26 protein-coding genes are annotated in these 26379 nt (G+C 60.5%); 22 read left to right on the forward strand and 4 right to left on the reverse strand.

The features are described from left to right. Positions 1 to 16 precede the first annotated feature (16 nt). Entirely contained in the window at positions 17 to 1255 is a 1239-nt protein-coding gene (locus QMG79_RS15260; RefSeq protein WP_283539475.1) for a heparan-alpha-glucosaminide N-acetyltransferase domain-containing protein, read from the reverse strand. A gap of 111 nt (positions 1256 to 1366) precedes the next feature. On the opposite strand from QMG79_RS15260, the gene QMG79_RS15265 reads away from it, so the two are divergent. From QMG79_RS15265 to QMG79_RS15295, 7 genes are all read left to right on the forward strand, one after another. Next, a complete protein-coding gene (locus tag QMG79_RS15265; RefSeq protein WP_283539476.1) occupies positions 1367 to 1822 on the forward strand; it encodes a hypothetical protein in 456 nt (151 codons plus the stop codon). 91 nt (positions 1823 to 1913) lie between these two features. Continuing rightward, a complete protein-coding gene (gene dapA, locus QMG79_RS15270) occupies positions 1914 to 2822 on the forward strand; it encodes a 4-hydroxy-tetrahydrodipicolinate synthase (protein WP_283539477.1) in 909 nt (302 codons plus the stop codon). Positions 2823 to 2862: 40 nt separating this feature from the next. Then, positions 2863 to 4554, forward strand: a complete 1692-nt coding sequence (locus tag QMG79_RS15275; RefSeq protein WP_283539478.1) for a ribonuclease J — start codon at positions 2863 to 2865, stop codon at positions 4552 to 4554. Positions 4555 to 4646: 92 nt separating this feature from the next. Further along, positions 4647 to 7502: an FtsK/SpoIIIE family DNA translocase gene (locus QMG79_RS15280; protein WP_283539479.1), complete on the forward strand. Its 2856-nt coding sequence runs from the start codon at positions 4647 to 4649 to the stop codon at positions 7500 to 7502. A gap of 9 nt (positions 7503 to 7511) precedes the next feature. Then, positions 7512 to 8141: a CDP-diacylglycerol--glycerol-3-phosphate 3-phosphatidyltransferase gene (pgsA, locus tag QMG79_RS15285; RefSeq protein WP_283539480.1), complete on the forward strand. Its 630-nt coding sequence runs from the start codon at positions 7512 to 7514 to the stop codon at positions 8139 to 8141. An 8-nt stretch (positions 8142 to 8149) separates the two neighbouring features. Then, complete coding sequence (locus QMG79_RS15290; protein ID WP_283539481.1) at positions 8150 to 8695, forward strand: CinA family protein; 546 nt, start codon at positions 8150 to 8152, stop codon at positions 8693 to 8695. A gap of 102 nt (positions 8696 to 8797) precedes the next feature. Beyond that, positions 8798 to 9226 carry a helix-turn-helix domain-containing protein gene (locus QMG79_RS15295; RefSeq protein ID WP_283539482.1) on the forward strand — a complete coding sequence of 143 codons (429 nt, stop codon included), beginning with the start codon at positions 8798 to 8800 and terminating at the stop codon, positions 9224 to 9226. 108 nt (positions 9227 to 9334) lie between these two features. Here QMG79_RS15295 and QMG79_RS15300 read toward each other — a convergent pair whose 3' ends face one another. After that, a complete protein-coding gene (locus tag QMG79_RS15300) occupies positions 9335 to 9850 on the reverse strand; it encodes a MarR family winged helix-turn-helix transcriptional regulator (RefSeq protein WP_283539483.1) in 516 nt (171 codons plus the stop codon). A gap of 42 nt (positions 9851 to 9892) precedes the next feature. Between QMG79_RS15300 and QMG79_RS15305 the strand changes: the two genes are divergently transcribed. The 6 genes from QMG79_RS15305 to dapF all read left to right on the forward strand — a co-directional run bounded on the left by QMG79_RS15305 (position 9893) and on the right by dapF (position 15542). Then, positions 9893 to 10117 carry a DUF3046 domain-containing protein gene (locus QMG79_RS15305; RefSeq protein WP_283539484.1) on the forward strand — a complete coding sequence of 75 codons (225 nt, stop codon included), beginning with the start codon at positions 9893 to 9895 and terminating at the stop codon, positions 10115 to 10117. Between the two features lie 210 nt (positions 10118 to 10327). Next, positions 10328 to 11377 (forward strand): recombinase RecA, encoded by a 1050-nt coding sequence (recA, locus tag QMG79_RS15310; RefSeq protein ID WP_283539485.1) that lies wholly within the window; start codon positions 10328 to 10330, stop codon positions 11375 to 11377. Positions 11378 to 11417: 40 nt separating this feature from the next. Further along, the gene (locus tag QMG79_RS15315; RefSeq protein WP_283539486.1) at positions 11418 to 11921 is read left to right on the forward strand and encodes a regulatory protein RecX; all 504 of its coding nucleotides are present in this window, start codon (positions 11418 to 11420) and stop codon (positions 11919 to 11921) included. 210 nt (positions 11922 to 12131) lie between these two features. Then, on the forward strand, positions 12132 to 13673 hold the full coding sequence (gene miaB, locus QMG79_RS15320) for a tRNA (N6-isopentenyl adenosine(37)-C2)-methylthiotransferase MiaB (RefSeq protein ID WP_502934757.1): 1542 nt from the start codon (positions 12132 to 12134) through the stop codon (positions 13671 to 13673). Positions 13674 to 13691: 18 nt separating this feature from the next. After that, on the forward strand, positions 13692 to 14588 hold the full coding sequence (gene miaA / locus QMG79_RS15325) for a tRNA (adenosine(37)-N6)-dimethylallyltransferase MiaA (protein ID WP_283539487.1): 897 nt from the start codon (positions 13692 to 13694) through the stop codon (positions 14586 to 14588). 9 nt (positions 14589 to 14597) lie between these two features. Then, positions 14598 to 15542 (forward strand): diaminopimelate epimerase, encoded by a 945-nt coding sequence (dapF, locus tag QMG79_RS15330; protein ID WP_283539488.1) that lies wholly within the window; start codon positions 14598 to 14600, stop codon positions 15540 to 15542. Here dapF and QMG79_RS15335 read toward each other — a convergent pair. Continuing rightward, positions 15514 to 16137 carry a class I SAM-dependent methyltransferase gene (locus QMG79_RS15335; protein ID WP_283539489.1) on the reverse strand — a complete coding sequence of 208 codons (624 nt, stop codon included), beginning with the start codon at positions 16135 to 16137 and terminating at the stop codon, positions 15514 to 15516. The two genes, dapF and QMG79_RS15335, sit on opposite strands and share 29 nt — an antisense overlap. Before the next feature lie 436 nt (positions 16138 to 16573). Here QMG79_RS15335 and hflX point away from each other — a divergent pair, with 436 nt between their 5' ends. Both hflX and QMG79_RS15345 read left to right on the forward strand, forming a co-directional pair. Further along, positions 16574 to 18142: a GTPase HflX gene (hflX, locus tag QMG79_RS15340; RefSeq protein ID WP_283539490.1), complete on the forward strand. Its 1569-nt coding sequence runs from the start codon at positions 16574 to 16576 to the stop codon at positions 18140 to 18142. Continuing rightward, the gene (locus tag QMG79_RS15345; RefSeq protein ID WP_283539491.1) at positions 18135 to 20201 is read left to right on the forward strand and encodes an ATP-dependent DNA helicase; all 2067 of its coding nucleotides are present in this window, start codon (positions 18135 to 18137) and stop codon (positions 20199 to 20201) included. The genes hflX and QMG79_RS15345 overlap by 8 nt, the downstream gene beginning before the upstream one ends. A 93-nt stretch (positions 20202 to 20294) precedes the next feature. On the opposite strand, the gene lexA is transcribed toward QMG79_RS15345, so the two are convergent. Continuing rightward, a complete protein-coding gene (gene lexA / locus QMG79_RS15350) occupies positions 20295 to 21041 on the reverse strand; it encodes a transcriptional repressor LexA (RefSeq protein WP_283539492.1) in 747 nt (248 codons plus the stop codon). 430 nt (positions 21042 to 21471) lie between these two features. On the opposite strand from lexA, the gene QMG79_RS15355 reads away from it, so the two are divergent. From QMG79_RS15355 to QMG79_RS15385, 7 genes are read left to right on the forward strand one after another with little or no spacing between them, the layout of a single operon-like run. Further along, positions 21472 to 21900, forward strand: coding sequence for a LysM peptidoglycan-binding domain-containing protein (locus QMG79_RS15355; protein WP_283539493.1), 429 nt, complete (start codon positions 21472 to 21474; stop codon positions 21898 to 21900). 56 nt (positions 21901 to 21956) lie between these two features. Beyond that, positions 21957 to 23075: a histidinol-phosphate transaminase gene (locus QMG79_RS15360; RefSeq protein WP_283539494.1), complete on the forward strand. Its 1119-nt coding sequence runs from the start codon at positions 21957 to 21959 to the stop codon at positions 23073 to 23075. Between the two features lie 59 nt (positions 23076 to 23134). Beyond that, positions 23135 to 23755, forward strand: a complete 621-nt coding sequence (gene hisB / locus QMG79_RS15365; RefSeq protein WP_283539495.1) for an imidazoleglycerol-phosphate dehydratase HisB — start codon at positions 23135 to 23137, stop codon at positions 23753 to 23755. Continuing rightward, positions 23752 to 24489 (forward strand): imidazole glycerol phosphate synthase subunit HisH, encoded by a 738-nt coding sequence (gene hisH / locus QMG79_RS15370; protein ID WP_283539496.1) that lies wholly within the window; start codon positions 23752 to 23754, stop codon positions 24487 to 24489. Before hisB ends, hisH begins: the two co-directional genes overlap by 4 nt. Next, positions 24490 to 24648, forward strand: a complete 159-nt coding sequence (locus tag QMG79_RS15375) for a CG2302 family histidine operon protein (RefSeq protein WP_283539497.1) — start codon at positions 24490 to 24492, stop codon at positions 24646 to 24648. A gap of 41 nt (positions 24649 to 24689) precedes the next feature. Beyond that, a complete protein-coding gene (gene priA / locus QMG79_RS15380; protein WP_283539498.1) occupies positions 24690 to 25436 on the forward strand; it encodes a bifunctional 1-(5-phosphoribosyl)-5-((5-phosphoribosylamino)methylideneamino)imidazole-4-carboxamide isomerase/phosphoribosylanthranilate isomerase PriA in 747 nt (248 codons plus the stop codon). A gap of 22 nt (positions 25437 to 25458) precedes the next feature. After that, positions 25459 to 26346 carry an SseB family protein gene (locus QMG79_RS15385; RefSeq protein ID WP_283539499.1) on the forward strand — a complete coding sequence of 296 codons (888 nt, stop codon included), beginning with the start codon at positions 25459 to 25461 and terminating at the stop codon, positions 26344 to 26346. Positions 26347 to 26379: the final 33 nt, after the last annotated feature.

The raw sequence follows: 26379 nt of genomic DNA on the forward strand, positions 1-26379 counted from the left end.
GGCCTTGCCGCACCTGCTACTTGCGGACTGCCGCGGGTTCCTGCCCGCCAAGGTTGCGGGCTGCGTGGGCCAGCCATTCCAGGGGGCCCCGCCAATTGAGTGCAATAAATATCATTCCCACCAGGACTGCTGTTGCTGCGTGGGCAAAGTACACCCCATCGTCGGTCCAGCCCGGTGGCAGCGGCTGCCGGTAGGCGGCTGCCGCTGCCCATACGTGGGCGGTATAGAGGGTCAGCGTCATGGCACCAGCGCCACGCAAGGGCAGCAGAAGGTCCAGGTTGAGCCAGCGGGCCAGAACGCCAATCAGCAGAAACACTCCGAGGACGGCTACGGCTGTAGAAGCTGTATGGAGCAGATCAAGGGTTGTTCCGGAGTGCGGCGCCGCTGAGGCAAGCCACCACCACGAGCCCTGCTGATCTACCCCCGTCATATTGACCTGCAGCAAGCTTTCGACCGGGTAGCGGGGATCGGCGAGGACGGCTTCCACCGCCTGCCGCCCGCCTGCATCCTCCATCAGGAACGTACCCAACGCTTTGGCAGCGATGGCTACGACGGCTCCTGATGCCAGCAGAATCACGGGCATCGCCTTGCTGGCCAGGGAGAGCCTTCCTACTGCCAGACCCACCAAGAAATAGCTGATCCACTGCAGCACCGGGTAGTAGCCGGTGAAGAAGACGTCTGCCAGCAGTGCTCCGGGAGTCGCCAGGTCATCCCACACCGGGTTATGTCCGAGTTGCAGGGGAGGGTCAGCGGCGAGCAGCCAGGGCCTTGTCAGATAGGCCAGGACGGGGGACACCAGGATCCAGCCGAGGGCCCACCCGAAGAGCGGCTTGGCGCGCAGTCCAAGGAAGGGCAAGGCACAGAGGAACAGAAAAGCGTAGTTGACCAGAATAATGGCGAGGTTCACCTCCAGCGACCCCAGCGTCAGGCCGATGACAGCGATGACGAGGGCCCGCATGGCAACGCCACGGCGCGCAGTGCCGAGAGCGGATCCCTGCCTGGGTATCTCCCGACCCGTGGATAGCGCCAGTCCCACGCCGGCAAGAACCGCAAAGAGCGCCGATGCCCGGCCCGAGAACACAAGACCTATCCATGTAGGAGTCAGGGTACTGTCCGATTCGAAGATAGGGAGGAGATGGGTGGCCATCATTCCCAGCAGCGCAAGCCCACGTGCAGCGTCCACTCCGTGCAGGCGTCCGCCAGAAGAACTGCCGGACGTGGCTTTGGGTTTGCGGGGAGTGCTTCTGGCAGTCATGAGGTGATGCTCTCACACACAGCTGCCTCGGTTCATATGGTGGTGCGTCCTGGCCGAAAAAAGATCGACCGGCAGCTGGTATTCGAATATATGTTCGAATACACTGGGGGCATGGAAGCTTACAGGCGGCAGGTCCGTGACTCGCACGGTTCAGGGGAATATGGTGCCAGGCGGGATGTTCACCCCGCGCAAGGTGCGCCACCCACGCGTCGGGTGGTGGCTCCGAATGGCCAAGAGAGGTCCCGGGAACGAGAGGGTGGCTTGTTGCATGCCATGAGTCCTGGCGTTGTGGACTTCCTTTTCCGTCAGCTCATCGGTGGCGGAACTGAGGAAGACTCTGTGTGGCTTGAGGAGGGATCGTCGCTGGATTCACAGCAGCCCGGTCCCGAGCTGGCCAGGCGGCTCGCGGAGACGGACGTTGAAGCGCTCACGCCCACGGAACTCTTCATCTATGTCAGGGCGGCACAGCGTCTTGCGGACTGGTCAGCGTCCCTGCGTGCCGCGGCGCAGCTCCGATACTGTGCCCAGCCGGCAGAACCCGGCGCTAGCTCACAGGACCTTCGGTAGGTGGGGAGACTGTGGGGCAGGGCTGTAGATTGATCCTTCTCACTGTGTGCCCATTGTCCTAACCAGCCACGGACAGGGTAACGTTTTTCACATGGCTGACACTGACCTTCGCACGCACGCCCTTGGCACCCTCGTAACTGCGATGGTTACCCCCTTCACTGACGCTGGCGAAGTGGACTACAACCAGGCCGCAGAGCTTGCCAACAAGCTGGTCGACGATGGCTGCGACGGTCTGGTCGTGACAGGTACCACCGGCGAGACGTCTACGCTGACTGACCAGGAAAATGTGGGAATGTTCCGGGCCGTCAAGGAAGCGGTGGGCGACCGCGCGGCCATTATTGCCGGAACGGGCACGAATGACACCGCCCACTCTGTCCAGCTATCGCAGAAGGCTGCGGCACTGGGCGTGGACGGACTCTTGCTGGTCACCCCCTATTACAACAAGCCAAGCCAGGCTGGTCTTTACGCCCACTTCAACACCGTGGCCTCGGCTGTGGACGTTCCCGTCATGCTGTACGACATTCCCGGTCGATCCTCGATCGAGATAGCGCCGGATACCATGATTCGCCTGGCGCAGCACCCAAACATCATTGCGGTCAAAGACGCCAAGGCTGACTTCGTTTCCGCAGCCCGTGTCATGGCCGAAACCGATCTTGCTTTTTACTCAGGAGACGACGGGCTGACGTTACCCTGGATGGCTCTTGGTGCCGTTGGCCTGGTTGGCGTAACCACCCACGTAGCAACGCGCCGCTTCCGGGACCTGATTGACGCCGTTAACGCCAACGATTTTGACCTTGCACGGAAGATCAACGCGGAGCTGCTGCCCGTGGTCCGGGCAACCATGACCCGGGTCCAGGGCGCCGTCGCAGCAAAACAGATTCTTAAATGGCAGGGAGTCCTGCCCAACTCGATTGTCCGTTTGCCCCTCGTGGAGCCGGATGAAACCGAGATCACAATCATCCGCGAGGATTTGGCTGAAGCCGGGCTGGTGTTCCCCTGAAGGAAGCATTGGCACCGTTCGGCCGAGAAAGTAGAACACTATGACCCAAACAGCCCTCCCAGGCCTCACCACTCCGCCGCGACTGCCCAAGGGAACGCTGAGGATTGTCCCGCTTGGCGGCCTCGGTGAAATCGGCCGCAACATGGCGGTCTTTGAGATCGATGGCAAGCTTCTAATTGTCGACTGCGGCGTCCTCTTTCCGGAGGAGACCCAGCCGGGTGTCGATCTGATCCTCCCTGATTTTTCTTACATTGAAGATCGTATGGATGACATCGTTGCTGTGGTTCTCACACACGGCCACGAAGACCACATCGGGGCGGTTCCTTATTTGCTGCGCCGCCGTGCGAATATCCCGCTCATTGGTTCGCAGCTGACGCTGGCGCTGATTGAAGCCAAGCTACAGGAACACCGGATCCGACCCGTGACGCAGGTTGTCGTCGAGGGCCAGGTGGAGAAGTTCGGTCCGTTTGAGTGTGAATTCGTTGCAGTCAACCACTCCATCCCCGATGCGCTTGCAGTGTTCATCCGCACGGCGGGTGGAACTGTTCTGCACACCGGTGACTTCAAGATGGACCAGTTGCCACTGGATGGCCGGATCACCGATCTTCGTCACTTCTCGAAGCTGGGAGAGGAAGGCGTGGATCTCTTCATGTCTGACTCCACTAACGCCGATGTTCCTGGCTTCACCACTGCTGAGAAGGAAATTGGCCCCACGCTGGAACGCCTTTTCGGACAGGCCAGTAAGCGCATCATCGTTGCGTCCTTCTCTTCCCATGTACACCGCGTGCAGCAGGTCCTCGACGCCGCCGTCAAGCACAACCGAAAAGTGGCCTTCGTGGGCCGCTCGATGGTCCGCAACATGGCCATTGCAGAGAAACTTGGTTATCTCGATGTGCCGCAGGGGCTCGTCGTCGACATCAAAAACATCGACAACCTTCCGGACAACCGCATTGTCATGATGTCTACCGGTTCACAGGGCGAACCGATGGCTGCGCTCTCACGCATGGCCAACGGCGATCACCGTGTTGTTGTCGGCGAAGGCGACACAGTCATCCTGGCTTCGAGCCTGATTCCGGGCAACGAAAATGCTGTGTACCGCATCATCAACGGATTGCTGAAGCTCGGTGCAGACGTCATTCACAAGGGCAATGCGAAAGTGCACGTCTCGGGACACGCAGCCGCAGGCGAACTCCTGTACTGCTACAACATTCTCGAACCGCTCAACGCCATGCCCGTGCACGGAGAGACTCGGCACCTTATCGCCAACGGCAAGATCGCCATTGAATCCGGGGTTCCGGAAGCAAGTGTGATCCTTGCGGACAATGGAACAGTCATTGATCTCCGTGACCACCAGGCCGACATTGTGGGCCAGGTTGAAGTTGGCTTCGTCTACGTGGATGGGTCAAGTGTTGGTGAGGTCACTGACGCTGACCTCAAGGATCGTCGCATCCTGGGTGATGAAGGGTTCATTTCCATCATCACCGTTATCAACCGCACCACCGGCAAGGTGGTCTCCGGACCGGAGATCCACGCCCGCGGTGTTGCTGAGGACGATGCAGTCTTTGACGAGATCATTCCGAAGATCAACGCGGCCCTCGAAGAGGCAGTGCTGAGCAGCCCCGATCACACGGCCACCCAGCTGCAGCAGGTAGTCCGTCGCGTCATGGGCACATGGGTCAACCGCAAGTTGCGCCGCAAGCCCATGATCATCCCGGTCGTTCTGGAAGCCTAGGAAGCAACTGAGGAATTCCCGGGGCTGTCGCAACGCCAGCCCCGGGGCCTCAATCCGACAATCCTCTACCCTCCTCCGGTACCGTGGGAGGTATGGCAACTCGTACCACCCCCGCGCCCAAGGGCAGCACAAGCAGTAAATCCGGCGGCGCGGGCCGTAGCTCTGGCCCCTCGCGTTCCCCCCGCAGCGGAGGAACGGGTGGCACCTCACGAACCAAAGCGTTGCCGGTCACCGTGGAACGCCAACCGTGGCCCATCCGGGTGATCGGTGGCGCCTGGCAGGGCTTGGCCCATCTGGTGGGCGGGGGAGTCCGGCGGATTGGCCATGACGTCAGTGGGCTGCCTCCCGAGGAACGCCGGGATGGGGCCGCTCTCTTCAACCTGGTCTTGGCTGTATTTATCGCCACGTTTGCCTGGTGGGGATTGACTGGCTGGTTCCCTGACGCGGTCTACAGCGTGGTCAACGGAACTTTCGGATGGATCTCCCTTCTCCTGCCCCTCATGCTGGCAATCTGCGCAGTGCGCCTGTTCCGCCAGCCCGTGGATGGCCGGTCGAACAACAGGGTAGGCATCGGCTTCCTTATGATGGCGTTCGCGGGAACCGGGCTGGCCCACATCATCGGCGGCCAGCCTTCCGCCGTAGATGGTTTTGACGGCCTCCGGCAGGCAGGGGGAATGCTGGGTTTCCTGGCTGCCTCGCCCCTGGCCGCAATCCATCCTGCTGTCGCAGTCCTGGTGTATTCAGCACTCGCTTTTGTGTCTCTCCTGGTCCTGACCGCAACACCGTTCGGGTCTATACCGCGCCGAATCCGCGAGGGCTACGAGCACCTGATGGGACTCGACCTCCAGGACCCCATGGACGCCAGTTCCGGCCATGACCGCAGCTATCTTGAAGAGGAAGCTGGTCAGGCTGCGGTAAAGAAGAAGCGCCGCAGGCTCTTTGCCAAGGATGACAGTTCCGAAGCAGAACTTGATGGATACGTAGGGGACGAAGCCTTTGAACGTGCCCTCGTGGAGGACGAGGCCAAAGCAGCAGCCGCGGCAGCACTGGCTCCAGGAGTCAAGCGTCCCACTCAGGCCGAGATTGCGGTGGAGAAGATCAAGGCTGCACAGGGTCTGGGAAGCGCCGCGGGTGTTGCAGAAGGTGCCACCGAAGCGATCCCCTTGGTTCGCCAGGCGGCTCTGGCTCCGGCCCCGGCTGCTCCCGTTCCAGCCAACCCGGTCTCGCCAGCGCCTCCCCCCACTCCCATTCCACAGCGTACTGAGCAGCTTTCCCTTGCCGGCGACGTGACGTACACGCTGCCGGCGTCGGACTTCTTGACTCCAGGATCGATTCCCAAGGAACGTACGGAAGCCAATGACGCCATTGTGGCTGCCCTCACTGACACCCTGCAGCAGTTCAATGTTGATGCCACTGTCACAGGTTTCAGCCGCGGGCCTACCGTAACCCGCTATGAAATCGAGCTCTCGCCAGGGACCAAGGTGGAGCGCGTCACGGCCCTCTCCAAGAATATTTCCTATGCCGTTGCATCAAGTGACGTCCGCATCCTGAGCCCCATTCCCGGCAAGTCAGCCATCGGTATCGAGATCCCCAACACGGATCGCGAAACTGTGTCACTCGGAGACGTGCTGCGCAGCCATAATGCGCGCCGCACGGAGCACCCCATGGTGATGGGTGTGGGCAAGGACGTTGAAGGCGGCTACGTGGTCGCAAACCTAGCCAAGATGCCGCACCTGTTGGTGGCGGGTGCCACGGGAGCCGGTAAATCCAGCTTCGTTAACTCCATGATCACGTCCATCCTGATGCGATCCACCCCGGACGAAGTGCGGATGGTCATGGTTGACCCCAAACGGGTGGAACTTACTGCCTACGAGGGTGTTCCGCACCTGATCACCCCCATCATCACGAATCCCAAGAAGGCTGCGGAAGCACTGCAGTGGGTGGTCCGTGAAATGGATGCCCGGTACGACGACCTCGCCAACTACGGCTTCAAGCACATTGACGACTTCAACAAAGCGGTCCGCGCGGGCAAAGTGGTGCCCCCGTTAGACTCCAAACGTGTCATCAAGCCCTACCCCTACCTGCTCGTCATTGTGGACGAGCTTGCGGACCTGATGATGGTTGCACCGCGCGATGTGGAGGATTCCATTGTGCGAATCACCCAGCTTGCCCGCGCCGCTGGCATCCACCTGGTCCTGGCAACGCAGCGACCTTCCGTAGACGTCGTAACGGGTCTGATCAAGGCGAACGTGCCGTCCAGGATGGCCTTTGCGACATCCTCCGTCACAGACTCCCGTGTTGTCCTCGACCAGCCTGGCGCCGAGAAGCTGATCGGCCAGGGTGACGCACTCTTCCTTCCCATGGGCGCATCAAAGGCCATGCGAGTGCAGGGTGCCTGGGTTACTGAATCCGAGATCCATCGGGTAGTGGAACACGTCAAGGGCCAGCTGGCGGCTACGTACCGGACCGACGTTGCAGCAGAAGCGCCAAAGAAGCAGATTGATGATGACATCGGGGATGACCTTGAGGTCCTGCTGCAGGCCACTGAGCTTGTGGTCACCACGCAGTTCGGCTCGACATCCATGCTGCAGCGTAAATTGCGGGTGGGTTTTGCGAAGGCTGGCCGCCTCATGGACCTGCTGGAATCCAGGGGAGTGGTGGGCCCATCCGAAGGGTCCAAGGCCAGGGATGTATTGGTTAAACCCGATGACCTCGCAGCGGTCCTTGCGGCCATGAAGGGGCAGTCTGGTCCGGTAGCGGCAGATTCCACCACAGCCGCTCTCAGCGAGAACGCCAACGCCAACATTGCCAGAGGCGGCTACGCAGAGGATCTCGTGGCCGCGGATCTAGATAATCGATCCCAATCTGTTGAGTATTTTGACGGCGCTGATTCCAGCAGCGAAAACGACGATGGTCAGGAAGATGCTTGGTCGCTGACCGGGCGGTAGCCTTGAACAGTGACTAGCACTGAAGCTCCCGCAGGATCGAGCAGCTCCAACATCTGGAACCTTCCGAACATTCTGACGATGGTCCGCATCGTTATGGTGCCGTTTTTTGTCTGGTTCCTGCTTCTGGATGCTCCTGACCTCGCTCCACAGTCGGGGCCATGGCGATGGATTGCGGTCGCGGCGTTCATGGTTGCGATCTACACGGACAAGCTCGACGGCGACATCGCCAGGAGCCGCGGACTGGTCACGGACTTTGGTAAGATCGCCGATCCCATCGCTGACAAGCTCCTGATCGGTTCGGCACTGGTCATGCTCTCGGTTCTGGGTGAGTTGCCCTGGTGGGTGACAGTTGCCATCCTGGTCCGTGAGTGGGGCATTACGGCACTGCGGTTCTTCGTGATCCGCTACGGGGTAATGCCTGCTTCCAGGGGCGGGAAGCTCAAGACGGTCGTTCAGACTGCAGCTATTTTCTTCTACCTGCTTCCCCTAGGGTCGTTTGCCCCGTGGCTAGTCTGGGTGGCCTTTGCCATCATGATGATTGCCTTGGCTATTACTCTTTGGACCGGCATGGAATACGTAGTAGCGGCATTAAAGTTGCGGCGGGAAGGTCGCCGCGCGCCGTCGGCAACACCCGAATGAATCAGCCAGTGAAGCCGGAGCGTCAGGACGGTGGGCAGGGCGAAACCCTTGAGGCGGTGCTGGTTCGACGTGCTGCAACAGCGCATCTCACTCTTGCCACTGCCGAATCCCTCACTGCTGGGCTGATCGCTGCGACCATCGCCAACGTTCCTGGCTCATCGGCGGTCCTTACCGGCGGAGTTATTTCCTATGCCAGCACCGTCAAAGCTGCCCTGCTCGGAGTGCCACAGGACCTGTTGGACCGGGTCGGTTCGGTGGATGCAGCGGTGGCCCGTTCCATGGCGGACGGTGCCCGCAGCGCCTGCGCGGCGAATATCGGCGTTTCGGCTACGGGTGTCGCGGGCCCTGAGCCGCACGACGGGAAGCCTGTAGGTACCGTCTTTATTGGCATCGCCACACCCAAAAAAACAACAGCCCGAGAGTTCAATTTTTCAGGCGACCGGCATCAGATCAGGGAACAGTCAGTGCAGGTCGCTTTGGAACTGGTTGTGGATTTCCTGAAGGACCAGCTCAGCGCAGACCAGAAGGCGGGAACAAATCCCGGTGACCGGTAGTTGTTATATTGTGTCGCCTCGGAGCACCGAAGGCGCCTAGGATGTTAATTGCCCGGCCCACCATATGGTGAGCCGGACCTATGAGGGAGCAAAGGCATACAAATGGTAAAGCAGCCCGTATCCGTTAACGGCGTTGTCCGCTGGAAGGATGTGGGCCTCGCCGATCATGGCAAGACTGAACCCAAGGAGCGCAAGATGGTTGTCCTTCGCCACGAAATTGGTGATGTACTGCGCGATGTACGCCAACGTCAGGGACGCACTCTTCGTGAAGTCTCGCACAGCGCCAGGGTTTCGCTGGGCTACCTGAGCGAGGTGGAGCGTGGTCAGAAGGAGGCATCGTCTGAGCTGCTGTCCTCGATCTGCACGGCTCTCGAGATCCCGCTGTCGCACATGTTGCGTGAGGTAAGCGACCGTGTGGCCGTTGCAGAGGGCGTTGCAGTGCCGGACACCGTTCCCCAGGAATTCTCTCAGCGCTACGGCCAGGACCTCGACACCGAATTTTCAAAGGAAATGCTCTCGGGAGCACACTAGTTCCGAATCAGCTCCTTGCGCGGAGGCCTCCACTTAGTAACCCTTGGTTACTGGCTGGAGGCCTTTTTGCTGAGTACCCCGTTGGTCCTTATGGCTCTTCGCACCGCGTCAGTTGGGCGAATCGCTCGGAAAACCATCGCGCTCGTAGGTTGCATTGAGCTTGGCCATCGCCTCAGCAAAGTCCCTGAGCTCAGCCAGCGGCCACTCGTGCAGGCGTTCCCTGAAGACTTGTTGCCGAGCATCTTGGACATCATGCATCTTGGCCTCGCCTTCTGTGGTCAGTGTAAGGATCTGGGCGCGACCGTCCTTGGGATCGGCTTCCTTGGCGATGAGTCCAATCTGTTCGAGGAACGCAATCTGACGGCTCACGGAGGGCTTTCCGACGCCGATGAACTGGGCCAAGTCCGTCAGGCGCATGGGACCCTCCCGGCGGAGCACAGCGAGCAGTCCGTAGGCGGCGGGTTCCATGTCGGGATGGACTTGGCGTGATAGTTGCTGTGAGACTGCACGGGCCCTGCGCCAGAGCACGCTGAGTTGATGTTCCACAGAGTTCACTGCACCGTCTACGGCGTCCTGCGCGGACCCAGGAGCTGGCAGAGGGGCGTTGTCAGAAGGGTTGCTCATGGCAACCAGTCTAGAGTCGGCCGCTCGTGAGAGACTCATCAGGTGAAAATCAGTGACTTCTGGCGTCTGATGGATGACGAATTCGGGCCGGCGTACTCCCGCGTGCTTGGCGGCTCCCTTGTACTTGCTGGAGTGGGCGGCCGCACAGCGCAGCAAGCGTTGTCTGCTGGAGTAAGTCCCAGGTCCATCTGGCTTGCCGTATGCGATGTCCAGGATGTTCCAGCGGAACGTCGGTTGGGCCGGGACGTTAGGCCGAGCTCGTCCTGACCGAGCGTCCATGTCCTGCCAGCCGCCGGGCAGACACGCCGCAAATCTGTTCGAATATTTGTTCGGATAAAGCTATTCTTTTAACACGGGTTATCCACACGCGGATTAGACCGGGTCCAGACTGTCGGACCCTGGCAGTACCGTCGTAGGTAACCAAGAAGCAGGCCGAAATGGCCGCTCCACAGCGATACAGCATGAGAGGTGCCAACCATGGCCGCAGCCCCGGATCGTCAGAAAGCGCTGGACGCCGCACTGGCCCAGATCGACAAGCAGTTTGGCAAGGGGTCGGTAATGCGCCTCGGTGACGAGGTGCGTGCACCCATCGAGGTCATCCCGACCGGCTCGATCGCCCTGGACATTGCTCTGGGCATCGGTGGGCTGCCCCGCGGTCGTGTCGTGGAAATCTATGGCCCGGAGTCCTCAGGTAAGACGACTGTTGCACTGCACGCGGTAGCCAGTGCCCAGCGGCTCGGTGGAATCGCGGCCTTCATCGATGCCGAGCACGCGCTCGACCCCGAATATGCAGCCAAGCTCGGCGTTGATACTGACGCACTCCTGGTCTCCCAGCCGGACACCGGTGAGCAGGCGTTGGAGATCATGGACATGCTGGTGGGCTCTGGCTCCATTGACATCGTCGTCATTGACTCGGTTGCAGCACTTGTTCCCCGTGCGGAAATCGAAGGCGACATGGGCGACAGTCACGTCGGCCTCCAGGCACGGCTTATGAGCCAGGCGCTCCGTAAAATCACTGGCCGTCTGAGCCAGACGAAGACGACTGCGATCTTTATCAACCAGCTCCGCGAGAAAATCGGCGTCTTTTTCGGATCTCCAGAGACAACCACGGGTGGCAAGGCGCTGAAGTTTTATGCGTCCATCCGGATCGACGTTCGTCGCATCCAGACCCTCAAGGAGGGGACGGACTCTGTTGGCAACCGGACGAAAGCCAAGATCGTCAAGAACAAAATGGCGCCGCCCTTCAAGATCGCCGAATTCGACATCATCTACGGTCAGGGCATTTCCCGTGAGGGTGGCATCATCGACATGGGCGTGGAACACGGCATCATCAAGAAGTCCGGTTCGTGGTTCACCTACGACGGAGATCAGCTGGGCCAGGGCATGGAAAACTCTCGTCGTTTCCTGCGAGACAACCCCGAGCTTGCCGATGAGCTGGAACGTCTCATCAAGGAGAAGCTCGGCGTTGGCACCAAAGCGGCCGAGGTAGAAGAATCACCGAAGCTGAAGGCAGTTGACGGCTTCTAGGCGCGGGGGCGTAGAGCGTGCGGGGTCAGGAGCCACGGCGATGGATCCAGACCCCGCAGCCACGGCGCGCGCCATTGTTCTCCGGCAGCTCACAGCGTCAGCCAAAAGCAGGCAGCAGCTGACACGCAAGCTGCTTGAACGTGAAATCCCTGAGGATGTCGTTGAAGCTGTCCTTGACAGGTTTGAGGAAGTTCGGCTCGTCGATGATGCCGACTTTGCCGAAACCTGGGTGCGCAGCCGGTTTGCTGGACGTAAATTGGCTCGGAGTGCGCTCCAGCGGGAGTTGCAGGAGAAGGGGATCGCTGAAGACACCGCAGCAGCCGCGCTTGAGCAGGTATCGGATGTTGATGAAGACGCTGCCGCCAGGATATTGGTAGGCCGCAAGCTCAAGGTCCCGGTCCCCGATGACCGGGCGGAGCGGGAGAAAGTCACGCGACGGCTAGTTGCCATGCTGGCGCGCAAAGGGTACAGCCCGTCCATGGGATTTCGGATTGTGAATGAATCCATTGCTGCTGTCACCGACGCGGAGAATCCCGAAACCTGAAGAGAAGCAGCTGGGACGAGTCGCTTAGTATAGGACGCCGGTCTCTGCGCCCTTGTGCCGAAACGTCACCAGGGGTGCTGGCTTGCGGGCGTACGGAGCGCCCGTGACTGTCCTGGGTGTGGTCAACCATGCTGGCACTGCTTAACAGTGGTGCCGGGGGTTGCCCCCGCCCGTGCCCGGTCCATCAGCTTCACCCGGTAACCTAGATAGGTGAGTTTGACCATTCCTGCCCCAGTTGACAATACATTCCCGCTTTCTACAGAAACTGGTGAACCGCCCCGGACGTACCAGGTCCGAACGTTCGGCTGTCAAATGAACGTCCATGATTCGGAGCGGATGTCCGGACTGTTGGAAGAAGCAGGGTATGTGCCGGCGGGTGACGGATTCGCCGATGTCGTCGTCTTCAACACCTGTGCTGTCCGTGAAAACGCCGACAACAAGCTCTACGGCAACCTCGGAATGCTTTCCTCCGTCAAAGAAGCCAATCCCGGTATGCAGATTGCCGTTGGCGGGTGCCTGGCGCAAAAGGACAGGGAGACCATCCTTCGGAAGGCCCCATACGTCGATGCTGTGTTCGGGACCCATAATGTGGGGGCGTTGCCCGCACTCCTGGAACGTGCGCGACACAACAACGAGGCGCAGCTTGAGATTCTTGAAAGCCTGGATGTCTTTCCCTCGACACTGCCCACCAAACGGGACTCGGTTTACGCCGGGTGGGTCTCGATCTCGGTGGGGTGCAACAATACCTGTACCTTCTGTATTGTCCCGGCGCTGCGTGGCAAGGAAAAAGACCGCAGGCCTGGCGATATCCTCGCCGAAATTGAGGCTCTGGTGGCTGACGGCGCCATTGAAGTAACGCTACTGGGCCAGAACGTGAATTCCTACGGCGTGGAGTTTGGCGATCGGCAAGCTTTTTCTAAACTCCTGCGGGCCTGCGGACAAATTGAGGGATTGGAGCGAGTCCGCTTCACCAGCCCTCACCCAGCGGCATTCACGGATGACGTCATCAGCGCGATGGCTGATACACCTAATGTCATGCCCCAGCTTCACATGCCGCTCCAATCCGGATCGGACTCGGTTCTCAAAGCCATGAAGCGGTCCTATCGATCCACGAAGTTCCTTGGCATCTTGGACAGGGTCCGTGAACAGATTCCACATGCAGCTATCTCCACCGACATTATTGTGGGATTCCCCGGTGAAACGGAGGAGGATTTCCAGGCAACACTTGACGTGGTGGAGGCATCCCGGTTTGCCACGGCGTTTACCTTCCAGTACTCCAAGAGGGCTGGTACTCCCGCAGCAGACCTTCCAGACCAGATCACAAAAGAAGTGGTCCAGGAACGTTTCGAACGACTGACAGCTCTCCAGGATCGCATCGCTGCGGAGGAGAATGCCAAGCAGGTGGGTCAACGCGTAGAGGTCATGGTCACTGCCCAGCAGGGCCGGAAGGCCGAAGAAACCCACCGGCTCTCCGGCCGTTCCCGGGATCAGAGGCTGGTGCATTTCTCCGTTCCTCGTGGTGCCACGGTTCCGCGTCCTGGAGACTTGGTCAGCGTGACGATCACAGGTGCAGCAGCGTTCCACCTAGTGGCGGATCCGGAGCTTGCAGACTATTCCCTGCGGAAGTCAAGGGCTGGGGACGCCTGGGATCGGTCCCAGGCCGATTCCTGCGGCGCACCTGCCCCTGGACAGTCCGCTTCTGCAGGGGGAGTATCCCTAGGAATGCCAACGCTGCCTCCCCGCGCAGGCTGAGTGAAGGGCGCAGCGCCAATGAATTCGGCATCGGTGATATCGGTCGTCGGGCCCACGGGAACCGGTAAGTCAGCATTGGCACTGTCATTGGCTGAGATCCTTGACGGGGAAATCGTCAACGCGGACTCCATGCAGTTCTACCGCGGAATGGATATTGGTACAGCCAAGGTCAGCGTTGCTGAACGCAGGGGCATAGCTCATCACCTCCTGGATATCCTTGACGTCACGGAAGAAGCCAGCGTGTCGGACTTCCAGCGCCAGGCACGCCAGGCCATTGCAGAAATACAAGGGCGGGGTAAACGGGCCATCCTCGTGGGCGGCTCTGGTCTGTATGTTCGTGCAGTGTTGGATGTCCTGGAATTCCCAGGCACGGATCCACGTATTCGGCAGCGGCTGGAGGTCGAGGCAGAGGCTCATGGAATGGCTGAATTGCGTGCGAGGCTACAAAGAGTGGACCCCGCGTCTGCGGAGCGCGTGGCAGATGACAGGCGTGTGATCCGCGCCCTTGAAGTCCATGAGGTGACAGGCAAGCCATTCAGTTCCTTCATGCCGGTCCGGGAGTACATCCAGCCCACAGTCCAGATAGGGCTGGATATTCCGCGGCCTGTCCTGCACGAGAGGCTGTCTACCCGGGTAAACCAGATGGTGGACCAAGGTCTTGCCGACGAGGTGGAGCGGCTGGACCAAAGGGGCCTGAGGACGGGAAAGACGGCTGGACGTGCGCTAGGTTATGCACAGTTCCTGCGGGTGCTCGACGGTGAGGCTACCGTCGCAGCAGCCGCTGAGGAGACAATCATCGCCACGCGACAGTTTGCCCGCAGGCAGTCCACCTGGTTCCGGGCAGATCCTCGCATCCGGTGGTTGGATCCCCGTGAGGACGATGTAGTGGATCAAGCGGCAGCTCTGTGCTTGTAGGCTTGGGCCATGGATTCGATCGCCACTTCCACACTCAATCATTCCACCGCAGGACTCTCCGGGCTCGCCTTCTCCAAGGGCCACGGAACCGGCAATGATTTTGTCCTGATAGCCGATCCCGAGGGGATCCAGGCTCTTCAGCCCGAGCACGTCGCAGTGATCTGTGACAGGCACCGCGGGATAGGTGCCGATGGCCTGATCCGCGCCGTGCCATCCGCGTTGCTGCCCGAGGGCCGGGGCCTGCTGGAGTCTACTCCGGAAGCTGAATGGTTTATGGACTATCGCAACGGTGATGGCTCCCTGTCAGAGATGTGCGGCAATGGTGTGCGTGTATTTGTCCATTTCCTGCGCGAGGAAGGACTCATCACGCTGGAGGATGGGGATTCACTGGTGATTGGAACACGCGGTGGTGCCAAGACAGTGGTGCGGACCGGGGACCACTACGCGGTGGACATGGGGCCGTGGGAATTCATTTTTCCCGGTGACGCCGCGGCCAAGGCCATGGATTCAACGGTGAGTGCAGAAGGTCTCGACGTTGCCCGTCCGGCGCTGTCGATCAGCATGGGCAATCCACATACGGTCGTGGCTTTGGCTGAACTCGCCGAGCTGGAGGCAACCAAACTGTTTACTGCACCGATGGTGGATCCGTTGCCTGTAGACGGCACGAACGTGGAGTTCGTAGTGCCGGCGGACCCTCTGGTGGAACACGGTGTCGGGGCGATCACCATGCGTGTGCACGAACGCGGCGTTGGAGAGACGCAGTCCTGCGGAACCGGCGCGTGTGCTGCAGCTGTCGCAATCCGGCACTGGGCCGGGCCAGGCGCACCCGAGGCTTGGACGGTGGCGGTACCCGGCGGTCAGGTCGGTGTGAAGTTCTTTGCTGGCCCTGGGGGCCACGAGCACGTGGAGCTCAGTGGCCCAGCCGTTATTGTTGCTCGGGGAACTCTTTCCTGACACGCAGGATCCTGAACGATTTTGCTGTGCTATCGCGTGTAACGCCGTAGCCGGAGCCCAGCGTCTGGGCGAGCCACTTCTGCAGGGAATCTGCGCCGAGGTTCTTTTGGACAACCAGCCAAGCATTCCCGCCCGGGCTCAGTCGCGGCAACCACATGAGCAATAGTTCATGGAGGCCTTCCTTGCCAATCCGAATGGGTGGGTTGGACCAGATCGTGTCAAACGTCAGGGTCGGGTCGATCGATTCGGGGGTCCCGGTGATGACATTGGGCAATCCCAGCGCCGCGGCGTTGTCCTTCGTCAAGGTGAGGCAGCGTTCGTTGACGTCGACCGCATAGACCCGGCTTTCGGGCGAGTGCAAGGCCATGGTCAGCGCTAGGGGCCCCCACCCGCAGCCAATGTCGAGAAGATTCCCTGACGGGGCCGGCGCGGGTACATCAGCCAAAAGAATGGCTGTTCCCTTGTCGATCGCGTCCGGGCTGAAGATACCTCCAGAGGTCTGCAACGATCGTGGTTTGCCGCCGAGTTCAACTGTCAGGGGTTTACGGGTGAAGGGACCGGCTGGCGAGCTTGTAAAATAATGTGCTGACTCCATAATTGGTCAGAATAGTTTGCCCACGACCCCCTTGGGAAACGCCAGGCACCAAGGTGACATTCGCCACGTCTGCTAGGCTGGGCATCATGTTCATCATTCTTGTATAGCTGACGTGGGCCCTGCCCTCCAGTAGCGACGCAGGCAGACGCCTTCCGCAGCCACATTGAAGAACCCCTCCCCTCAGGGCCACCAAGCCTCTAGGACACCTGACGCGTCCTTTGCTGAATCGCTCTCAGCCTTCCTCGCATCCGCTTCCGCTGGACCCGATGCTGAGTCCTCCAATTCGCCGTGTTCCTGCATCTGCGTGGCCTACGTCCCCAGACAGGAGTTACTCCAAGGGAGTTCCATGCCCCCTCGTCCTCAGCCCAGCGCGAATTCTGCCTCGCATGAACCAAAAGCGCACTATTCTGGAATAGCTAACCCTTCTAAGGAGACCATGAGCAGTCAGAACAACACCGGGTCCGATTCCTCCGATCAGGACATGAGTCCGCAGGAGATCCAGGAAGTCATTGACCGGATCCTGTCCAAAGACACGCCAGCGGCCGCAGTGACGCGATCAGTTGACGGACGGGAAGGTCTCCTGGGTAAGGCCCAGGCCATATCGCACCGTGGCGACGGCCATAACGAATACGACGGCGACCAGCAGGATCGCGACGAGCGTCGAGCCCTTCGACGAACCGCCGGGCTCTCCACGGAGCTTGAGGACGTCACGGAGGTTGAGTACCGCCAACTTCGCCTGGAGCGCGTGGTGCTAGCTGGACTGTGGACTGAAGGCACCCTTGCGGATGCGGAAAATTCGCTCCGGGAACTCGCAGCCCTCGCAGAAACTGCGGGCTCCGAGGTCCTTGATGGGTTGGTGCAGCGTCGCGCAAAGCCCGATCCGGGGACCTTCCTGGGCTCGGGCAAGGCGCAGGAACTCAAGGACGTCGTCATGGCAACTGGTGCCGATACCGTGGTCGTTGATGCCGAGCTTGCACCATCTCAGCGCCGCGGACTTGAGGACATTGTCAAGGTCAAGGTCATTGACCGGACAGCACTGATCCTAGACATTTTCGCGCAGCACGCCAAGAGCCGTGAGGGCAAGGCCCAGGTTGAGCTGGCCCAGCTCGAATACCTCCTGCCGCGACTCCGTGGCTGGGGAGATTCAATGTCTCGGCAAGCGGGCGGGCAGGTGGGCGGCGCCGGTGCTGGTATGGGCTCGCGTGGTCCGGGTGAGACAAAGATCGAACTAGACCGTCGGCGGATCCGCACCCGGATGGCCAAACTTCGGCGGGAAATCACCGCGATGAAGCCGGCCCGCGAGACCAAGCGCGCCAACCGCCGTCGCAATGCTGTTCCCTCCGTTGCAATCGCCGGTTACACCAACGCCGGTAAATCGTCGCTTCTGAACAGGCTGACCGATGCCGGGGTACTGGTGGAAAATGCGCTGTTTGCAACACTTGACCCCACTGTCCGCAAGGCTGAAACTGCTGACGGCCTGAACTACACACTGGCTGACACAGTGGGTTTTGTCCGCTCCCTCCCCACGCAGCTGGTCGAAGCGTTCCGTTCCACCCTTGAGGAAGTTGCCGACTCAGACCTGATCCTGCACGTTGTTGATGTCTCGCACCCAGATCCGGAAGGCCAGGTGGCGGCAGTTCGCGCTGTCTTTAGCGAAGTGGATGCCCGCAAGGTCCAGGAGATCATTGTCCTGAACAAAGCGGACGCGGCAGATCCGTTTGTGGTGGAACGCATGAAGCAGCGTGAGCCGCGCCATGTCGTGGTTTCTGCACGTACTGGAGAGGGTATTGCCGAGCTGCTGCAGCTCATCAGTGAGTCGATTCCGCGGCCCACCGTCCGGATGGATCTCCTCATTCCCTATGACCGGGGAGACCTGATCAGTAAACTCCACGTGGCGGATGCTGAGATTCTCAGCATTGATCACATCGAGGCCGGAACTCACGTCCTTGTCATGGTGCGTGAGGGGTTGGCAGCGGAGCTCGACTCTTTTGCTACCCATGCCTGAATCCGCAATGACGTCATCTCCGACACCCGGCGAGAAAGTCGTTCTTGATCTTCTCGACCGGGCTGTCGAGGCGATGGGGGGCCAGAGCCGCCCTGGCCAGCACGAGATGGCACGGCAGGTGGCCAGGTCTATCAACACTGGGGATCACCTGTTGGTCCAGGCCGGGACAGGGACAGGGAAATCTCTTGCGTACTTGATTCCCCTCATTGCCCACTCGCTGGTCAGCAGCAAGCCAACACTCGTTTCCACAGCTACGCTGGCCCTGCAGACGCAGATCGTGGGACGGGATCTTCCACGGCTACTCAAGGCCATCACCCCAGCGCTTGAGCGGCCCGTCAAGGTTGCCCTGGTTAAGGGACGTGCCAACTATGCCTGCCGGCACAAGCTGGAGGGTGGATTTCCCTCCGAAGAACCTGCCGAGGGGCAGCTTTTTTCGCTCGGTGAAGACACCAGCGTTCCACATTTTGCTGCCGCAGCGAGCGGTCCCGCTTCCCAACTTGGCAAGGAAGTGGCTCGGCTGCGCGAATGGGCCCAGAAAAGTCCCACGGGGGATCGGGACGAGCTTTTGCCTGGTGTGACGGACAAGGCCTGGCGGCAGGTGTCCGTGACCTCCATGGAGTGTCTAGGCGCACAGAAGTGCCCTCTCGCGGCCGAATGTTTCAGCGAGATAGCCCGCCAGGATGCAGCAGAGGCCGACGTCGTCGTGACCAACCATGCCATGTTGGCTGTGAGTGCCTTCGAAGGCTTGGCCGTGCTGCCGGAATACGATGTCGTGGTAGTCGATGAGGCCCACGAACTTCAGGACCGCGTTACCGGCGCCGTCACAGGTCAGCTCTCTGTTGCGATGGTCCATGCCGCAGCCTCAGGGGCCCGGAAACACACGGCCATTACCGTTGATGCCCTCAACGCGACAGCCCTTCAGCTGGAGCTGGCACTTGCCGGCGCCCCCAACGGCCTTCTACCCAATGGCCTTAATTCGGAACAGCTGGATGCAGTTGACCAGCTTCGTGATGCAACAAGGGCTGCACTCTCTGACTCCAAGGGAGACAGCTCGGTCACTGCTGACGGTGGCAGGCAGCTGGCCCGTTCCCGTTTGATGGTTATCCTCGAACTTTGCGAACGGTTGCTTGCCGCAGTGGAGAACCGTGAGGTGGTTTGGTTGTCCAGGGCCTCAAGTTTTGAGCCCCAGCAAGGGTATGCACAGCCCGACGATTCAGCTCCGGCGCTGGTCAACGTGGCGCCCCTTAGCGTGGCCGGCAGGCTCAGGGAAGGACTCTTTGCTGATCACACAGTGGTGCTGACATCCGCAACCCTGGCAATTGGCTCAGCCTTTGAACCAGCAGCAGGTGGGCTTGGACTGGTCGGTTCCGGCGCACCGTCATGGACAGGAATAGATGTCGGTTCCCCCTTCGACTATCCTCGCCAGGGGATACTCTACGTCGCGGGTCACCTTCCCAAACCTGGGCGGGGCACGTCCCCAGAGGCACTTGATGAGTTGGAGGCACTCATCCGAGCATCCAACGGCGGGGCGCTTTGCCTGTTCTCATCACGCCGTGCAGCGGAGGAGGCTGCCGAGGAAATCAGGCTCCGGCTCAAGGTCAAGATTCTCTGTCAGGGCGAGACCTCCATGGCTGCACTGGTCAAGCAATTCGCTGACGAGGACGACACCTGCCTGTTCGGCACCATGTCCCTATGGCAGGGTGTGGACGTCCCAGGAGTCTCGTGCCGCCTAGTGGTGATTGACCGAATTCCCTTCCCGCGGCCGGATGATCCCCTCATGACAGCGAGGTCGCGTTCCGTGGCACAAGCCGGCGGTAACGGCTTCATGGCAGTTTCTGCAACGCACGCCGCGGTGCGGCTGGCCCAGGGGGCTGGTCGACTGATTCGATCAACAGGAGACAGGGGAGTCGTGGCAGTGTTGGACCCGCGGCTCTCCACCGAACGCTACGGTGCATTCCTGCGAGCTGCACTTCCGCCGTTCTGGAGCACCACAGACCCCGAAACGGCGTACTCTGCCTTGGCGCGGTTGTCTGATTCCAAAGATGCACCAAAGCCCTAGCACGACCCTACGGCCCTGCCTGGGCGTTGGCGGTGGGCTGTGCATCTTGCGTGCTGCCGCACCTGAGGACTTTGGCCCGAAGAGCCCCAGTTTCTAGAGTGAACGAAGTACCGAGACAACTTTCCCCATAATGCTGGCGTGGTCGCCGAGGATGGGTTCGTACTGGGTGTTCTGTGGCAGCAGCCAGGTGTGTCCATCGCGCTGGCGGAACGTTTTTACAGTGGCCTCATCATCCAAGAGGGCCGCGACAATATCGCCGTTGATGGCGTCGCTCTGACGTCGGACCACAACCCAGTCGCCGTCGCAGATAGCCGCGTCCACCATCGAGTCACCAGCAACGCGGAGCATGAACAATTCGCCCTGGCCAACGAGCTGACGTGGAAGTGCCATAACGTCCTCCACGGATTGTTCCGCCAAGATGGGCCCACCGGCGGCGATGCGTCCAACCAGCGGCACCATGGCCGTATCAAAGGAGCTTGGCAACTGTGTCACTGAGGCGGCATGTCCCTTCTCAGCCCCGGCTGCCGCGTCCGTTACGCCTCCAGCAATCGATTCGAGGGTCAGTGGCATCAGGATTTCCATGGCCCGAGGCCGTTTGGGATCCCGGCGAAGGTAGCCGAGCTTCTCCAATTGTGAGAGTTGATGCGTGACGCTGGAGAGGCTGGCAAGACCCACAGTGTCACCGATTTCGCGCATAGACGGTGGGTAGCCATTGTCATTGACGGATCGTTGGATTGTCTCCAGGATTTTCTTCTGCCGGGGAGTCAGGCCTTTGGACGGCCGGGGGCCCTCCGGGCCTCGAGCTGCCGGGCGTCCGCCGGTGGACTGTGCTGCTGCCATCTGGCCAGTGCCCTTTCTTGCGTCTGGTCCACAACAGGAAGTTATCTGGCCGGAGGTGACGCTGGGGCCCGCGGGCCCCAGTCAAAATGTCATACCCCGGTGATCAACTGCTGTTGCGGTTGTTCTTGACTCCCAACGTAGGTCAGGTAGCAGCTGTTTTCAAACATTTGTTCTAGCGAGTCTCGACAATGTTCGTCTATAGATGCTAAAAATAAGTATGCAAGGTTCGAATATGTGTTCGAATGATTGAGTGTGGACTGATCGAAGGTGTTCGTCCCGGTGTTCTAAGATCGCAGGCCAACGTCACCGATTTGAACGCGCGGGCAAGCGGACGTCCAAGTGCATCAGCACGTGATGCTGCCGGAAAGGGCAACTCCGTCATCCTACTGAACACATCGGGCAGCACCTACGGTCCAGGAGGACTCAGAACATGTCAGTAGTAACAGTGATCCACCGATCCGGCTCTCCATTGTCAGCGCGGCACCATTCGTTCAGTCAGGCGAGCACATCACTGAGCTTTGGCGCGCACCGCCCGGGGCGGGCCACTGCCGCATTGCGGCTTACCCGGCGAGGAAGGCTGGTCTTCATCGGCCTGCCCCTGATGCTCCTCGCTGCTGGCATGATGATGCTGGCCGTATTTCTCAACGCACCGGCTCAGGCATCGAGCAGTGTTAGCGACCTCGGCGTCACTGCAACAGTTCCGGTTACGGTCCAGTCCGGTCAGTCTCTGTGGAGCATTGCCGCGGCAGTTGTTCCAGAGCGGGATACCCGTGACGTGATAGCTGACATTGTCCAGCTCAATAACCTGTCAGCTGCCGATGTTCACCCGGGGCAGGAACTCTTCGTCCCAGCGAATTAGGCATCGTTCCGGCAGCTGGTTTCCTGCGGGCGGTCATGCTGTCTTAAACTAAGTAAGTGAATGACCAGCTTGAACGACTCAATCGACTTCCACTTCGTGCCAATCTCCGGGGTATCAGCCCTTACGGGGCTCCCCAGCTCGACGTTCCCATCCTGCTCAACGTCAACGAGAACACCCACGGAGTGCCCCTCAACGTCAGGGAAGCAATCACGGCTGCAGTCACTGAAGCGGCCACTGGCCTCAACCGTTACCCGGACCGGGAATTCACAACGCTTCGCCAGGATCTCGCAGACTACCTGGGACACGGTCTAGGCGCGGAGAATATCTGGGCAGCCAATGGCTCCAACGAAGTGCTTCAGCAGATCCTCCAGGCATTTGGTGGTCCCGGCAGAAGCGTCCTTGGGTTCCCGCCGACGTATTCCATGTACCCCCTCCTAGCGAGTGGCACGGACACGGAGTACCTGCGCGGGGTCCGTGCGGATGACTACGGGCTCAGTGCAGAAGACGCTGCCCGTCAGGTCCGCGAGCTCAAGCCCAACATTGTCTTCCTCTGTTCGCCAAACAATCCCACCGGGACTGGGCTTGGCCTCGATGTTGTCGAACAGGTCTACGCCGCTGGTGCAGAAAGCCAGACAATAGTTATTGTCGATGAGGCCTACCATGAGTTCGCCCACGACGGAACGCCCAGTGCGCTCACGCTCCTAGAGGGCCGGGAACGTTTGATTGTCAGCCGTACCATGAGCAAGGCTTTCGCCCTAGCCGGTGCACGTGTGGGTTACATGGCGGCCGCTCCTGAAGTCACTGACGCCCTCCGCCTTGTCCGGCTCCCGTATCACCTGTCAGCAATTACGCAGGCAACGGCGATAGCTGCACTCACCCATCGTGAGGCCCTGATGGCTGATGTCGAAGACATCAAAGTTCAGCGGGACAGAATTGTTTCAGAGTTGACCAGGCTCGGGCTGAAGCCTGCAGCCTCTGACTCCAACTACGTGTTCTTCGGTGGACTTGCGGACCCCGGGACCGTCTGGCAGCAGCTATTGGACGCCGGAGTGCTCATCCGCGACGTAGGTATTCCAGGTCATCTGCGAGTAACTGCAGGCACGGAGCCCGAGACGACGGCGTTCCTTGCCGCACTGGCTGAGATTTTGGACCACGCCCCGGAGCTTCGGTCCTAGACTTGAAGGTACCGCCCACGCCCACCAGCTTTCCCCCTCCCGCTAAAGGACAACCCGCCATGAGCAACAATGGTCAGGCCGCAGCGCGTTCGGCGCGCCTGGAACGAAGCACCAGTGAATCTTCGGTACTTGTGGAGATCAACCTCGACGGATCGGGGATCTCCGACATCAATACGTCGGTCCCGTTTTACGATCACATGCTGACGGCCCTCTGCAAGCACTCATTGATTGATCTGACGGTCAGGGCGACAGGCGATACCCACATCGACGTCCACCACACCGTCGAGGACGTCGCCATCACGCTGGGGGAAGTACTGCGGACGGCGTTGGGAAACAAGGCGGGGATTCGTCGTTTTGGTGAAGCAACCGTGCCGCTCGACGAAGCCTTGGCCCATGCGGTCGTGGACGTCTCGGGACGCCCCTACCTAGTGCACGGTGGGGAACCAGCGGGGCAGGAGTACCACCTGATCGGTGGCCACTTCACCGGGTCCCTGACGCGACACGTTTTTGAAGCCATTACACTCCACGCCGGCATCTGCCTCCACATGAAAGTCCTGGCTGGCCGGGATCCGCACCACATTGTGGAGGCTCAGTTCAAGGCATTTGCCCGTGCCCTCCGGGCTGCTGTGGAATCCGACCCACGGGTGGACGGAATTCCTTCAACAAAGGGTGCACTGTGACCGGCAAAATTCTCCAAGACGGCGCAATCCTTGATCCTAGTGCGACAGTGCGGCAGGTATCTCCAGACGGAAAACCGACTGTGACAGTTCTGGACTACGGCTCCGGCAATGTTCGTTCAGCTGTCCGGGCACTGGAACGCGCTGGTGCACAGGTACTCCTGAGCTCGCGGGCAGAGGATGTTCTCAGCGCAGACGGTCTGGTTGTGCCGGGCGTCGGTGCCTTTGAAACAGTCATGAACGAGCTCACCTCAGTGGACGCAATCAGGCTCATTGGGCGAAGGGTGGCAGGTGGCCGCCCTGTACTGGCAATATGCGTTGGTCTTCAGGTTCTCTTTGAGGCCGGCGTGGAACATGGTACTGAGGTTCCCGGTTTTGGCGAATGGCCAGGGAAGGTGGAACATCTTCCTGCGGAGGTGGTTCCGCACATGGGCTGGAATACCGTCTCGGTCCCGGAAGGATCGCGACTTTTCGCCGGTGTGGAAGATGAGCGGTTCTACTTTGTCCACTCCTATGGAGTACAGACGTGGGATTTCGACGTGATAGCTCCTTCTATGGCACCTCCCCTTGTGACGTGGTCCGAGCATGGCGCGCCCTTCATCGCGGCCGTCGAAAATGGCCCGCTGTGTGCCACTCAGTTCCACCCGGAAAAGTCCGGTGATGCTGGTGCCCGACTCCTGCGCAACTGGGTGGAGTCGCTGCAACGCCCCACTGCGTCCGCAAAGGGTGATTCCTGAATGTGGTCGATCGTCCTCATGGGACTTGCAGGCCTCCTGGTAGGAGGGGCGCTGTCGTTCCGACAGCAGGCACGCCCCCTGTGGACGCAGGTTTCTTTTTTTGTGTTGGCAGGAATGGCGCTGTTGGCTGCCTACCTCCTGACGCTGCCCGCCGCATGAGGGCAGAACGACCATTTCCCCAAGATGAGAGGACGTACCCAATGAGTACCCCCACCGAACTCCCGGTTCTTGAGCTCCTGCCCGCCGTCGACGTCGTTGACGGTCAGGCCGTCCGACTTGTCCAAGGCGAGGCCGGTAGTGAAACATCCTATGGAACGCCCCTCGACGCCGCGCTCAACTGGCAGCGCCAGGGCGCAGAATGGGTCCACCTGGTGGACCTGGATGCAGCCTTTGGCCGTGGTTCCAACTCAGAACTCCTGCGGGACGTAGTCAATAGCCTTGACATAAAGGTAGAGCTCTCCGGCGGTCTGCGGGATGATGCCAGCCTTGAAGCTGCCCTTGAGTTGGGGGTGGAGCGGGTAAACCTTGGGACCGCAGCCCTTGAGGACCCGGAGTGGACCGCCCGGGTCATCACAAAATTCGGTGACAGGATCGCCGTCGGACTTGATGTTCGGGGAACCACGCTCGCGGGGCGTGGCTGGACCCGGGAAGGCGGTGACCTCTGGGACGTTCTGGCACGCCTAGAAGATGCTGGGTGCGCACGGTATGTAGTCACTGACGTCACCAAGGATGGCACCCTGAAAGGTCCGAACGTGGACCTGTTGCGCCAGATGGTGGAGAAGACGGGCAAGCCTGTCGTTGCGTCGGGAGGTATCTCCAGCCTTGCCGACCTGGTGGCACTCCGGGCCCTTGTGCCCCTGGGCGTGGAAGGTGCAATTGTGGGCAAGGCCCTCTACTCCGGCGCGTTCACGCTGCCACAGGCCCTAGATGTTGCCGGACGCCGTTGAGAGTCCGGAGACCGTGACATCGATGCCATCTGAATTTCCCCCAGGCCAGGGGAGCAGTGGCAGGCATCTGCCCGGCCACATCGCAGCGGCACTCGCCGGAGCAGGCGGCCGCACTGATTCAGCAGGCCAGCCCTGGGCTGGTCGAAGTCTTGAGGGTTCCGACGGCGCCATCCATAATTTTGAGGACGACGACGGCACCCCGGATCCGGGATACTCCACGGCCGTAGCTTCGCTGATCGCCGGAACGGGATCGGAATCGAAAGTGGTGGAGGCCTTGTCCACGGCTCGCGTGTTTGTCCCTATCGTGGCGCAGTTGGCCGAAGAAGCAGTTGGCCAACACCATCTGAGCGTGGACAAGCAGGCAGATATGGCGCTCGTGACCCTGACTGCCGCCGATGGCCGGCGGGCCCTGCCGGTCTTTACATCAACGGCGGCCTTGGCAGCGTGGTCTTCTGAGGCTAGGCCGGTAGCTGTCTACGCGGCGCGGGCAGCCCTCTCGGCCGTTGCTGAGGGAGCCGAGTTGCTGGTCGTAGATCCAGGAGCCGAACTGACTTTCGTGGTCCGTCGGCCGGCAGTGTGGGCTCTGGCCCAGCAGCATCCATGGGTGCCTGCCTACGAGGATCCGAACCTGGCCACCATAATGGAAGAGGGACTTTCCCAGGCCAGGGCCGTCCGTCGGATGGAGTTGCGGCCCGGCAATGGAATCGCCGCGCAGACGAAGTCCGGGATTTCCGTGGGTGGTGGGGGAGCGGGCCCGGAGCTCTCGATCGTTCTCTACCTTGAGGAAGGACTGGACGCATCCGCGGTCCAGGCGCTCGTGGCTGGGCTGAACACAGCGTGGTCAGAGAATGTAATGTTTGGTGAGCGTGTGGACTCGATTGACCTCAAGCTCAGGCGCGCAGCCCCGTAGCTGCCCACCGGATCGGGCGATCTGCCACCGGGG

It is taken from the genome of Pseudarthrobacter sp. PS3-L1 (genome assembly GCF_030063285.1).
Classification (GTDB): Bacteria; Actinomycetota; Actinomycetes; order Actinomycetales; family Micrococcaceae; genus Arthrobacter.

Coding starts and splice junctions, on each gene's coding strand:
- hisB (WP_283539495.1), top strand. CDS start 23,135: ATGAGCAACAATGGTCAGGCCGCAGCGCGTTCGGCGCGCCTGGAACGA.
- QMG79_RS15345 (WP_283539491.1), top strand. CDS start 18,135: ATGCCTGAATCCGCAATGACGTCATCTCCGACACCCGGCGAGAAAGTC.
- QMG79_RS15265 (WP_283539476.1), top strand. CDS start 1,367: ATGGAAGCTTACAGGCGGCAGGTCCGTGACTCGCACGGTTCAGGGGAA.
- QMG79_RS15280 (WP_283539479.1), top strand. CDS start 4,647: ATGGCAACTCGTACCACCCCCGCGCCCAAGGGCAGCACAAGCAGTAAA.
- QMG79_RS15315 (WP_283539486.1), top strand. CDS start 11,418: ATGGATCCAGACCCCGCAGCCACGGCGCGCGCCATTGTTCTCCGGCAG.
- QMG79_RS15375 (WP_283539497.1), top strand. CDS start 24,490: ATGTGGTCGATCGTCCTCATGGGACTTGCAGGCCTCCTGGTAGGAGGG.
- priA (WP_283539498.1), top strand. CDS start 24,690: ATGAGTACCCCCACCGAACTCCCGGTTCTTGAGCTCCTGCCCGCCGTC.
- dapA (WP_283539477.1), top strand. CDS start 1,914: ATGGCTGACACTGACCTTCGCACGCACGCCCTTGGCACCCTCGTAACT.
- QMG79_RS15275 (WP_283539478.1), top strand. CDS start 2,863: ATGACCCAAACAGCCCTCCCAGGCCTCACCACTCCGCCGCGACTGCCC.
- QMG79_RS15385 (WP_283539499.1), top strand. CDS start 25,459: ATGCCATCTGAATTTCCCCCAGGCCAGGGGAGCAGTGGCAGGCATCTG.
- hflX (WP_283539490.1), top strand. CDS start 16,574: ATGAGCAGTCAGAACAACACCGGGTCCGATTCCTCCGATCAGGACATG.
- dapF (WP_283539488.1), top strand. CDS start 14,598: ATGGATTCGATCGCCACTTCCACACTCAATCATTCCACCGCAGGACTC.
- QMG79_RS15355 (WP_283539493.1), top strand. CDS start 21,472: ATGTCAGTAGTAACAGTGATCCACCGATCCGGCTCTCCATTGTCAGCG.
- recA (WP_283539485.1), top strand. CDS start 10,328: ATGGCCGCAGCCCCGGATCGTCAGAAAGCGCTGGACGCCGCACTGGCC.
- lexA (WP_283539492.1), bottom strand. CDS start 21,041: ATGGCAGCAGCACAGTCCACCGGCGGACGCCCGGCAGCTCGAGGCCCG.
- miaA (WP_283539487.1), top strand. CDS start 13,692: ATGAATTCGGCATCGGTGATATCGGTCGTCGGGCCCACGGGAACCGGT.
- QMG79_RS15295 (WP_283539482.1), top strand. CDS start 8,798: ATGGTAAAGCAGCCCGTATCCGTTAACGGCGTTGTCCGCTGGAAGGAT.
- QMG79_RS15260 (WP_283539475.1), bottom strand. CDS start 1,255: ATGACTGCCAGAAGCACTCCCCGCAAACCCAAAGCCACGTCCGGCAGT.
- QMG79_RS15335 (WP_283539489.1), bottom strand. CDS start 16,137: ATGGAGTCAGCACATTATTTTACAAGCTCGCCAGCCGGTCCCTTCACC.
- QMG79_RS15300 (WP_283539483.1), bottom strand. CDS start 9,850: ATGAGCAACCCTTCTGACAACGCCCCTCTGCCAGCTCCTGGGTCCGCG.